This window comes from Guptibacillus hwajinpoensis, from assembly GCF_001039475.1.
Taxonomy (GTDB): Bacteria; Bacillota; Bacilli; order Bacillales; family Guptibacillaceae; genus Guptibacillus; species Guptibacillus hwajinpoensis.
Genome location: NZ_LELK01000006.1, coordinates 73,604 through 84,062 on the forward strand (window position 1 = coordinate 73,604; position 10,459 = coordinate 84,062).

A 10,459-nucleotide genomic window follows, 5' to 3' on the forward strand; every position below is an offset into this window, starting at 1 on the left:
CGTGTTTTAAATAATATAGAGGGCATATTAACGACCATTGACTTTTCCAATTGATAAAAATCGATGAGTGATCCTTAGATTATCTTGGAAATTATCAAGTTCTATATGTTCGCAATAATTGATAATGGTTTTAAACAAAATCTTTAATTCATAGCTTGTTTGGTCATCTTCTAAGTGTTTTTGTATATGAATAGGGAGAGCAACATCATTAGTGATAGTAATCATTAATTCTCTCCATGTTTTTGAAGTTTTCGCTTCCCCTCTTTTGAGTGCTGTTAATGCACCTTTATAATGTATTGCATCAAGAGACTGTAAATAGCATTCTAAGAATACTAAAGAAGTGTCTTTACCATCTAAGAAATCGTACAGACGTGCTTTAATATATGATGGTTTTAAATCTTTATTAAATTGTTTTCTTAGTGTTATTCTTGTAATCGATATAAACTCTTCAAGATCTTCCTCACTTAAAGCTTTAACGGCATCTCTTAATCGTTTCATATAAATGTACATAGAGTGAGCACCTTCGATTCGTTTAAATATAATAATTGTAAAACAAAGAAGCAGCAGAGACCTGCCGCTTCTTTGTTGTTTGATTTCTTTATTAAGTTCCTGACTTTGTTTTTCAGTTCCCGACTTTGTTTCCCAGTTCCCGACTTTGTTTTTCAGTTCCCAACTTTGTTTTAATAATACAAAAAGAACCCTATTATTAATTAGATTTATTCCACAGTTACTGATTTAGCAAGGTTTCTTGGCTTATCCACGTCACATTCTCTGTGCAGTGCTGCATAGTATGCAAGCAGTTGAAGAGGTACAACAGACGCAAGTGGAGTGAGGTGCTCATGAACCTCATCAAGGACGATGGTGTCGCCTTCTTCTTCAAGTCCAGCAAGAGAAATAATGCACGGCGAAGCGCCACGAGCAACAACTTCTTGTACGTTTGAACGGATGCTTCCGTTTACGTGCTTTTGAGTAGCAAGTGCAATGACAGGTGTTCCTTTCTCAATAAGCGCAATTGTACCATGCTTTAGCTCACCACCAGCGAAGCCTTCAGCCTGAATATAAGAAATTTCTTTAAGCTTAAGAGCTCCTTCAAGGCAAACATAATAATCTACGCCACGTCCGATAAAGAATGCATTACGTGTAACTGAAAGGAAGTTACGTGCAACTCCCTCGATCATTTCTTTTTGATCAATCATTGATTCCATTGCAGTCGCAACGATTCCAAGTTCTTGAATTGGATTGAAATCAAGCTTCATGCCTTTAGCTTGTGCTGTATCTACCGCAAGCAATGTTAATACAGCCATTTGTGCTGTATATGCTTTTGTTGAAGCTACTGCAATTTCAGGTCCTGCATGTGTGTGCAGCGTGTAGTCAGCTTCACGAGAAAGAGTAGATCCCGGAACGTTTGTAATCGTAAGTGACTTGAATCCTTTTTTCTTAACGTTAACAAGTACGCCACGGCTATCTGCTGTTTCACCACTTTGTGAAATGAAGATAAAGAGTGGGTTCTTTGAAACAAGCGGCATGTTATAAAGAAATTCACTTGCAATGTGCACTTCCACAGGAACCTCTGCAATATTTTCAATCAATTGCTTACCAACAAGTCCTGCATTGTAGCTTGTTCCACAAGCAATGATGTAGATGCGATCTGTGTCTTTCATCGCTTCACGAATATCCTCATCAAGCTTAATGTTGTCATTCTCGTCTTTGTATTTCGTAATGATGTTACGAATCGCAAGCGGCTGTTCATCAATTTCTTTAAGCATGTAATGAGGGTACGTACCCTTCTCAATATCACTTGCATCGATCTCAGCGGTAAATGGCTCCCGCTCCATCACGTTGCCGTCCATGTCCTTAATCGTAACAGAATCACGCTTAACGATAACGACTTCCTCATCCATCAATTCGATGAATTTGTTTGTAACTTGAAGCATTGCCATAGAATCACTTGCCACTACGTTGAAATCATCTCCAATTCCGACAAGAAGTGGACTTTTGTTCTTAGCAACATATAGTGTTTCAGGGTTTGTATTATCTATAAGTGCAAGCGCGTAAGAACCATGTAGTTCTTTCAACGTTTGATGGAAAGCGTCTTCCACCGTCAAATTTTGTACTTCTACAAGATTTGAAATTAATTGAACAACAACCTCTGTATCTGTTGCACTTACAAAATCAACTTCGGATAAGAAGTCACGTTTGATTTGTTGATAATTCTCAATTACGCCGTTATGAACAAGCGTGAACCGCTCAGTAGAACTCTGATGTGGGTGAGCGTTAATCTGGCTTGGTTCACCGTGTGTTGCCCAGCGAGTATGGCCGATACCAGCCGTAGCTTCCACGCTTGTGTCTACTTCTTTTCTAAGATCAGCAATTCTGCCCTTCTCTTTAAAAAGGTGTAGTTCGTCGTCGTTTAGAAGCGCAATACCTGCAGAGTCATACCCTCGATATTCAAGCTTCTCCAGACCTCGTAATAGAATTTCTTTAGCATCTTGATTTCCAATATATCCAACAATACCACACATGTAAAAGTCCTCCTTCAATTGAAGGAGCAGGTATACAACGGGGGCAGACCTGCCCCTTCTTTTCCGATTATAAACGTTATCACCATGGTTTTGCTTTTGTTCAGAAAGTCACCTCTCTGTTTTTCACAAAACCGTTCGATTGTGGTGTAGCAATCGAGAGGTATCCGCCGATGTTCGATGAACCTCTTCCTCGTCAACTGTTTTCTTCCGTTCGAAAACAGTCCAGGCGCTTTAGTAAAACTAACCTAACTTCCCTCTCTTTCCCTTCTAGAATAAGAATAAACATACTCATACTATATTACATCATTTGTAAAAAGCTGGTCAATTCTTTTTTTTATCTTATTAAGTAAGGCCTTTGCTGGCTTATTGTAAAAAAGGGGGGCACAGTTATTCTTTCTCTGATATTAAAACGTATGCACATGCGACACTTTTTGTGTCGCACATGCATACCATTCGTTTCATATATAGGTTTCTGTGGATTATGCTCCAAGTTCTTGTTCAACCATTTTTACAACACGATCAACATACTCATCACAAAGCTCTTTCGTAGGGGCTTCAGCCATTACACGAACGAGCGGTTCAGTTCCTGATGGACGGACTAGAATTCGTCCTTCTCCATTCATATCACTTTCCACTTTCTGAATGGTTTCCTGAATCTTATCATTCGAATCCACTTTTGTTTTATCCGTTACTTTTACATTTACAAGTGATTGAGGATACTTCTTCATTTCACCAGCAAGCTCTGATAACGATTTATTTGTTACTTTCATAATGTTCGCAAGTTGAAGTGCAGATAGCATACCATCACCAGTTGTAATATGGTCAAGGAAAATAATATGTCCAGACTGTTCTCCGCCAAGGTTATAACCTTCTTTGCGCATTTCTTCCATTACATAACGATCTCCAACTTTTGTTTGAAGTGACGTTACACCAGCTTCCTCCATGCCTTTATGGAAACCAAGATTACTCATAACCGTTGAAACAACTGTGTCATGGCGTAAGCGTTTCTGGTCTTTCATAAACTTTGCACAGATGAACATGATTTCGTCGCCATCAACAACATCACCATTTTCATCAACAGCTATCAGACGATCGCCATCACCATCGAAAGCGAATCCTACATGGGCATTCTTCTCTTTAACAAACTCAGCGAGCGTCTCTGGATGTGTCGAGCCTACTCCGTCATTAATGTTTGTTCCAGTGGGATTCGTACCAATTGTAGAAATGTCTGCTTCAAGATCTGCAAACAAGTGAGCCGCAAGTGACGATGTTGCACCGTGTGCGCAGTCAAGAGCAATATGAAGTCCAGAAAAGTCTTCATCTACTGTCTGTTTCAAATATTGTAGGTATTTCTGACAGCCTTCAAAGTAATCACTTACGATGCCTAAGTCAGAGCCTGTAGGACGAGGAACCTGATCTTCATTACTATCAATTAACGCTTCAATTTCTTCTTCTTGAGCATCGAGCAATTTAAATCCGTCTGGACCAAAGAATTTAATACCGTTATCTCCAACAGGATTGTGTGAAGCTGAAATCATTACGCCAGCCTGTGCACTAAGGGCTTTCGTTAAATAAGCAACTCCAGGCGTAGAAATAACACCAAGACGCATAACTTCTGCTCCAATTGATAACAGACCTGCTACTAAAGCTCCTTCTAGCATATATCCTGAAATGCGTGTATCGCGTCCAATTAAAATCTTTGGTTTTTCAGTATTCTTTGTTAAAACATAGCCACCTAGGCGACCTAGTTTGAATGCAAGTTCAGGGGTTAGTTCAGTATTTGCTATACCTCTTACACCATCGGTACCAAAATATTTACCCATTGTTATACTCTCCTTTATTATCAAGCAATTGCTGCTACTATGATGTTCTGTTTTCTATTGTAAGAGTGACTTTTTTCGTTGACCCTGACCATCGGACATAGGAAGGTCCGTTCCACTGTAGACCTAGCTCATGTTCACCTTCAGACAGTCCACTTGCGTCAATATATGCCTGGAAATCACCGTTTTGTATATTATCAAGCACACTTGCTGCACCATACAGCTTCATATCTGTTACCCCTGTCTCAGGACTCGATACGCTAGCTTCCAAACCATCTGATACCCCAGTCACTTTAATCGGAACATCATCAAATGCTCTCTCGTCTTCTTTACCGACGGAAATAGTTGCCTTCACCGTCCCTGGGTCTACCTTATTCATACCTTCAGGAACAGGTATTTCAAGCTCAATTGTTGTATCCTTTGTTATTTCTGAAAGATCAAGAGGAATGCCATCAAGAAACTTCAGTTCTTCAAGTTCTTCCTCTGGTCCGAATACTGATACATCTGTAGGTTCAAGAGCAATAGAAGAGATACTTATACCTTCAGGAAGTTCACCTTTTTGATCGAGTTTAATGGGTACCTTTTTAAATGGTTCTTTAATTGGCACTTTAACATCAACTACAGCGGGATCAATTGTTAATCCTTGTATTTCGTCCATATTCCCATCGTATACATTAAGTGTAATACGCTGATTGACTTCTTCCTTCGCACCGCTTACATCTACATACCCTCGTACAAAGGCAACTTGATCAAGTTTTGATTTCGCTCCTGTTACACTAACCGTTTTAGGTGTCACAATCGGCTCTTCTGTTGTGTAGCCTTCAGGGAGTTCTTCCACCTTTAAAAGGTTTATACCAGCTTGGTAGTTGTTTGAATTCTTTTCTTCAATTGTGACAGAAACCCTAGCAGGATCGATTGTTACATCAACATTTTCGGGAAAATCTCGGTGTTTGACCGTAACAAGATGCTGTCCAGGAGTTAAATTCCGTAAATCCACATATATCTCTTTATTTTTAAGCTTTGATAGCATGACACTATCGGTTCGGCCATTAACAACGACATCGACGGTTTCGGGTAAATCAGATACCACCACATTGTCTTCATCAGAAAGCACTTGAAGCTCCATATCTGTTATTGATTCACTTTCAGTCTCAGGTTCAAACAACCCCTGTGTACCTGATGTAGAAGCGTCTGGCATCGCCACAATAGTATAGAGCATAAGAGCGAGAAGAAAAGAGATGATCTTGACAAACCAATTACTTGTTAGCAATTTGTCCATTACTTTTTCCCCCTCCAATTACTAAAACGGTTGGAAGTTTCAGTCTTTGAGACAGCAGGGTTCAATTCAGCATTTAGCAAATCACGAAGGACTTCCTCAGATAAGTTTCGATGAAGCTCTCCATTTTTTGTCAGCGATATGCTTCCTGTTTCTTCAGAAACGATTAGCGTCAAACTATCTGTTACTTCACTTATCCCGAGAGCAGCCCGGTGTCTCGTCCCAAGCTCTTTAGAGATAAAAGGACTCTCGGAAAGTGGTAAATAACAGGCAGCTGCAAGAATTTCGTCTTTCTTCAGAATAACAGCCCCATCATGAAGCGGCGTATTAGGGATAAATATATTAATAAGCAGCTCTGAAGTTAGCTTAGCATTCATTGGAATACCCGTCTCTACGTAGTCATTTAAACCTGTTTCGCGCTCAATCGAGATCAAAGCACCAATTCGACGTTTCCCCATATAGGAAGACGATTTAATAATTGCTTCAACCATTTTGTTTGTCTCTTCTTCTTCAACAGCTGTGCGGGCAAATAATCTACCACGTCCAAGTTGTTCAAGGGCCCTACGTAATTCTGGCTGGAAAATAATAATTATCGCAAGAAGTCCATAGAGAACTACCCGCTCTAATATCCAGTGCAGGGTATTTAATTCAAAGAAACTACTTAAAAACCATGCTGCGATTATTACGGTTATCCCTTTCAAAAGCTGAACTGCTTTTGTTCCGCGAATAAGCATAATGATTTTATAAATAACATAGGTCACAAGTAGAATATCTATTATCTCTGTTATGTAGTCAAAAACATTTACATTTCCAACAGGCAGCACGGCACTTCCTCCAAACATATTGTATTTAGCCTGAGGTTCATCTATTTGCATCGCTAAAATACATCTGTAACTTTTTAATTATATCATAATTATTCTATGTTCAAAAAAAAGCTCGTGCCGGTAAGGGAACAATTATTCAATTTGTTCTTCATTACTACGTAAATAAACCGTCCAAATGGACGGTTTATTTGCTTTCTTCGTTTGTGAAGAAATCACCTAAATTGTAAACAAGTTTCTTTAATTCATACCAGGTCCAATCAAGGATATGATCAACTTCTTCAATCTCGCCTGTCACTTGTCCAGCAGAAGCCATATATTGTTCCCCATTAATAACGAGGACATCACCTTTAACTTCGCCTTCTATTTCAAGGTTACGATTCTTAACAGTTAAATCTCCTTCAATTACCTCTCCTTCAGGAACAATGACTGTGTTGGTTTCTTGATCAAATCTCAAGTTACCGGACAAAGCAGATAGTTGATCTTCACTCGTCCAAGATGAGTAAACTGAACCTGTCATCAAAGCAAGGAATAGGATTGCTGCTGTAACCAGTGGGTGTGACTTCATCCAACGCTTTATCCAAACCGTTCGCTTCTCCTGCGGAAGCTGCTTCATTACCTTTGATGTAAAACCATCGGGTGCCTCCATAGAAGGCGAGCTGAGGAGAAACGATTCCGTCTTTTTTAATTCTTCATAATGTTGTTTACAGTCACTACATGTTTGTATATGTTCAAACAATAGACGCTTCTGTTCCTTCGTTGCGTCTTCATCAAGTACGTCATGCATAATTCCTATCATTTCTGCAGGGCATTTCATAGCTTCTCCCCCTTTCATTGCTCTTGAAGCTTCTTTCTAAGTGCTTCTCTCCCTCGGTGTATTCGGGTTTTGACTGTACCGATTGGGAGATCTAATATTTCACTAATCTCCTTGAGGGATAGCTCTTGAATATATTTCAGCGTAATTGCGCTTCTATACTTAGCTGGAAGACTTAAAATAGCTCGATGTATACCATCTTGTGCTTCTAGAGAAACTACTTCATCTTCTGGTAATTGTTCGTCTGCTGAAACTTGAGAGTACATTGTTAATCCATCTGTACCTGCAACTTCGGCATCAAGGTAATAATCAGGCTTTTTCTTACGCATTCGGTCAATAGACAAGTTGGTAGCAATGCGATACAACCATGTAGAGAATTTGCGATCAATTTGATAGCGATCAATATTTGTATAAGCTCGAATAAACGCCTCTTGTGCTACATCCTCTGCTTCCTGCCTGTTACCGAGCATTCGATAAGATAATGCGAAAACTCTATCTTTATAGAGTTCCACTAACTCCCCAAATGCATTATGATCTCCTTTTCTCACTTGCAATATAATTCTTTTTACTATGGCATCCATTTCTTCTCTCAACCCCCGCTGATTCCTGCGGCTACTATAGTTACGTACCAGGAAACACAAAGTTTCACTTTTTTTATAAAAAAAATTCAGTTCATCTTTCCCTATTCTAGCATGTTTGTTTCACTGGTATTAATGGAAATACATATATTTCTAACAAAAAATAGTTTAAGCATTTCTTATAGTGGGTATTAAGGATGTAAATTATTGAAAGGGTGGTTGGGCTTATGGAAACGTTGGATCGACAAATAAGCTTTCACATAGAGCAAGATAAAGATCATTTACTCGCGGAAATTGAATCGTCACGCCAAAAAATGAATTTATTAGCGAGAAACCAACCACTTAGCTCTTCTGAGATTGTAGAAATCAGCACATATCTAGACTTCCTATTAAATGTATATGATCAATGTCGAAACAAAAAAGCTGCGGCTCTCTAATAAAGAAGGCCGCAGTTTTTTTATTTTATTTTAACTTTTCTCCAAATAATGATCCCATTAACGCTACAGCAACGGTAGCTGTTTTGTTTTTCTCGTCTAAAATCGGATTAACTTCTACAAATTCAGCAGATGTAAGAATATCTGATTCAGCGAGCATCTCCATTGCAAGATGGCTTTCACGGTAGCTAATTCCCCCAAGGACGGGAGTACCAACGCCAGGTGCATCATGTGGATCAAGTCCATCAAGATCGAGGCTTAAGTGCACACCATCTGTTCCTTTCGATACATACTCAATCGCTTCTTCCATTACCTTCGTCATACCCATGCGGTCAATCTCATGCATTGTATATACTTTAATTCCTTTTTCCTTAATCAATTCTCGCTCCCCTTCATCAAGAGAACGGGCACCAATTATAACAATGTTTTCTGGTTTAATCTTAGGTGTATAACCTGAAATTCCAGTTAAGGACTCATCCCCAATGCCAAGGCTTACAGCAAGTGGCATGCCATGAATATTTCCAGAAGGTGATGTTGCAGAGTTATTCAAATCACCATGGGCATCGTACCAAATCACACCCAGATTATCATAATTACGAGCTACACCAGCAAGTGTACCAATTGCGATACTGTGGTCTCCTCCAAAAACAAGTGGAAAACGCTTACGATTAACTACCTCATTTACTACATCAGATAGCTTCTCACTCGCATCTGCTACTTCTTTTAGATTCTTTAACTGATGATCCTGTTCTTCAGGGCTCTTCTCAGGTCTCCCTATCTCAATATCACCAAGATCTTCGATATCATAGCTTAAATTTGTTAATCGTTCAACAATTCCTGCATAACGGATCGCGCTCGGTCCCATATCTACTCCACGCCTCATCTGGCCAAGATCCATTGGTACTCCTATAATTGATAATTGATTATTCATTATGTAGTCCTCCTCGTATCTTAGTCTAGCTCTATTTTACCCATATCCTAACAAATGACTCAACCTGACATAAAATCCGAATAAATATTCATACAATTACGCAAACTGGATGGGTTTACGGATAAATATAAAGAGAGGAAGAGAGTAGACAACAATACAATTATCAAAAACCAACGAATACTACATGTATCATAAGTGCTGATGGTTTATAGAAACCCTATGTTTTTGAACATAAAAAAACCTTAAACATGGTTTAAGGAAAATGGTGGAGCCTAGCGGGATCGAACCGCTGACCTCCTGCGTGCAAGGCAGGCGCTCTCCCAGCTGAGCTAAGGCCCCATTTTGGAGCGGGTGATGGGGATCGAACCCACGACATCAGCTTGGAAGGCTGAGGTTTTACCACTAAACTACACCCGCATTATTAAATTAATTGGAGCGGAAGACGGGATTCGAACCCGCGACCCCCACCTTGGCAAGGTGATGTTCTACCACTGAACTACTTCCGCATATGGTGAGCCATGAAGGACTCGAACCTTCGACCCTCTGATTAAAAGTCAGATGCTCTACCAACTGAGCTAATGGCTCTTAATGGTGGAGGGGGACGGATTCGAACCGCCGAACCCTGAGGGAGCGGATTTACAGTCCGCCGCGTTTAGCCACTTCGCTACCCCTCCACAAGAAAGAATGGTGCCGGCCAGAGGACTTGAACCCCCAACCTACTGATTACAAGTCAGTTGCTCTACCAATTGAGCTAGGCCGGCAAAAACGTCTAACTTACAAATAAAAAACAGTGCACTCTACCGAGTACTCCTGAAGGTAAGTTAACTATTTTAAGAAAAATGGTGGAGGATGACGGGCTCGAACCGCCGACCCTCTGCTTGTAAGGCAGATGCTCTCCCAGCTGAGCTAATCCTCCACAGAGTAAAACTAAATGAAATAATTGGTGACCCGTACGGGATTCGAACCCGTGATACCGCCGTGAAAGGGCGGTGTCTTAACCACTTGACCAACGGGCCATGTCCTGGAGCTTCCAAACGGATTCGAACCGATGACCCCTTCCTTACCATGGAAGTGCTCTACCTGCTGAGCTATGGAAGCATTATGGCTCCACAGGTAGGATTCGAACCTACGACCGATCGGTTAACAGCCGATTGCTCTACCACTGAGCTACTGTGGAATATTGGTCAGCCTGGCAACGTCCTACTCTTGCAGGGGGAGATCCCCCAACTACCATCGGCGCTGAAGAGCTTAACTTCCGTGTTC

The 10,459-nt window shown here is 40.4% G+C and carries 9 protein-coding genes, 10 tRNA genes and 1 rRNA gene; 1 reads left to right on the top strand and 19 read right to left on the bottom strand.

The genetic code is table 11. From position 1 onward, the window contains the following. Positions 1-27: 27 nt before the first annotated feature. The 7 genes from AB986_RS18125 to sigW form a co-directional block, all read right to left on the bottom strand. A complete protein-coding gene (locus AB986_RS18125) occupies positions 28-510 on the bottom strand; it encodes a hypothetical protein (RefSeq protein ID WP_048313042.1) in 483 nt (160 codons plus the stop codon). Positions 511-716: 206 nt separating this feature from the next. Continuing rightward, entirely contained in the window at positions 717-2,522 is a 1,806-nt protein-coding gene (gene glmS / locus AB986_RS18130; protein ID WP_048313043.1) for a glutamine--fructose-6-phosphate transaminase (isomerizing), read from the bottom strand. A gap of 479 nt (positions 2,523-3,001) precedes the next feature. Then, complete coding sequence (gene glmM, locus AB986_RS18135; RefSeq protein ID WP_048313044.1) at positions 3,002-4,345, bottom strand: phosphoglucosamine mutase; 1,344 nt, start codon at positions 4,343-4,345, stop codon at positions 3,002-3,004. Between the two features lie 37 nt (positions 4,346-4,382). Then, positions 4,383-5,621, bottom strand: a complete 1,239-nt coding sequence (locus AB986_RS18140; RefSeq protein ID WP_048313045.1) for a CdaR family protein — start codon at positions 5,619-5,621, stop codon at positions 4,383-4,385. Then, the gene (cdaA, locus tag AB986_RS18145) at positions 5,621-6,439 is read right to left on the bottom strand and encodes a diadenylate cyclase CdaA (RefSeq protein WP_048313058.1); all 819 of its coding nucleotides are present in this window, start codon (positions 6,437-6,439) and stop codon (positions 5,621-5,623) included. The genes AB986_RS18140 and cdaA overlap by 1 nt, the downstream gene beginning before the upstream one ends. Before the next feature lie 187 nt (positions 6,440-6,626). Beyond that, positions 6,627-7,256 carry an anti-sigma factor family protein gene (locus tag AB986_RS18150; protein WP_048313046.1) on the bottom strand — a complete coding sequence of 210 codons (630 nt, stop codon included), beginning with the start codon at positions 7,254-7,256 and terminating at the stop codon, positions 6,627-6,629. Positions 7,257-7,270: 14 nt separating this feature from the next. Beyond that, positions 7,271-7,834, bottom strand: a complete 564-nt coding sequence (gene sigW / locus AB986_RS18155) for an RNA polymerase sigma factor SigW (RefSeq protein WP_048313059.1) — start codon at positions 7,832-7,834, stop codon at positions 7,271-7,273. 224 nt (positions 7,835-8,058) lie between these two features. On the opposite strand from sigW, the gene AB986_RS18160 reads away from it, so the two are divergent. Next, a complete protein-coding gene (locus AB986_RS18160; RefSeq protein ID WP_048313047.1) occupies positions 8,059-8,268 on the top strand; it encodes an aspartyl-phosphate phosphatase Spo0E family protein in 210 nt (69 codons plus the stop codon). Positions 8,269-8,293: 25 nt separating this feature from the next. On the opposite strand, the gene rocF is transcribed toward AB986_RS18160, so the two are convergent. The 12 genes from rocF to rrf all read right to left on the bottom strand — a co-directional run. Continuing rightward, complete coding sequence (rocF, locus tag AB986_RS18165) at positions 8,294-9,196, bottom strand: arginase (RefSeq protein WP_048313048.1); 903 nt, start codon at positions 9,194-9,196, stop codon at positions 8,294-8,296. 263 nt (positions 9,197-9,459) lie between these two features. Continuing rightward, positions 9,460-9,535 (bottom strand) — tRNA-Ala (locus AB986_RS18170). A 4-nt stretch (positions 9,536-9,539) separates the two neighbouring features. Then, a tRNA-Gly gene (locus AB986_RS18175) sits at positions 9,540-9,613 on the bottom strand. Positions 9,614-9,627: 14 nt separating this feature from the next. Continuing rightward, positions 9,628-9,702 (bottom strand) — tRNA-Gly (locus tag AB986_RS18180). Positions 9,703-9,705: 3 nt separating this feature from the next. Next, positions 9,706-9,781 (bottom strand) — tRNA-Lys (locus AB986_RS18185). Positions 9,782-9,785: 4 nt separating this feature from the next. Next, a tRNA-Tyr gene (locus AB986_RS18190) sits at positions 9,786-9,870 on the bottom strand. A gap of 11 nt (positions 9,871-9,881) precedes the next feature. Next, positions 9,882-9,957 (bottom strand) — tRNA-Thr (locus tag AB986_RS18195). Between the two features lie 79 nt (positions 9,958-10,036). Continuing rightward, positions 10,037-10,112: transfer RNA gene (locus AB986_RS18200), tRNA-Val, on the bottom strand. A gap of 25 nt (positions 10,113-10,137) precedes the next feature. Then, positions 10,138-10,212, bottom strand: a tRNA-Glu gene (locus AB986_RS18205). A 6-nt stretch (positions 10,213-10,218) separates the two neighbouring features. Continuing rightward, positions 10,219-10,294 (bottom strand) — tRNA-Thr (locus AB986_RS18210). A 4-nt stretch (positions 10,295-10,298) separates the two neighbouring features. After that, positions 10,299-10,373: transfer RNA gene (locus tag AB986_RS18215), tRNA-Asn, on the bottom strand. 10 nt (positions 10,374-10,383) lie between these two features. Next, positions 10,384-10,459 (bottom strand): 5S ribosomal RNA (gene rrf / locus AB986_RS23000); the annotation flags it as partial.

Bases quoted from the DNA above. Each gene is read 5' to 3' on its own strand.
- rocF (WP_048313048.1), bottom strand. From the start codon at position 9,196: ATGAATAATCAATTATCAATTATAGGAGTACCAATGGATCTTGGCCAG.
- sigW (WP_048313059.1), bottom strand. From the start codon at position 7,834: ATGGATGCCATAGTAAAAAGAATTATATTGCAAGTGAGAAAAGGAGAT.
- AB986_RS18150 (WP_048313046.1), bottom strand. From the start codon at position 7,256: ATGAAATGCCCTGCAGAAATGATAGGAATTATGCATGACGTACTTGAT.
- glmS (WP_048313043.1), bottom strand. From the start codon at position 2,522: ATGTGTGGTATTGTTGGATATATTGGAAATCAAGATGCTAAAGAAATT.
- AB986_RS18140 (WP_048313045.1), bottom strand. From the start codon at position 5,621: ATGGACAAATTGCTAACAAGTAATTGGTTTGTCAAGATCATCTCTTTT.
- AB986_RS18125 (WP_048313042.1), bottom strand. From the start codon at position 510: ATGTACATTTATATGAAACGATTAAGAGATGCCGTTAAAGCTTTAAGT.
- glmM (WP_048313044.1), bottom strand. From the start codon at position 4,345: ATGGGTAAATATTTTGGTACCGATGGTGTAAGAGGTATAGCAAATACT.
- AB986_RS18160 (WP_048313047.1), top strand. From the start codon at position 8,059: ATGGAAACGTTGGATCGACAAATAAGCTTTCACATAGAGCAAGATAAA.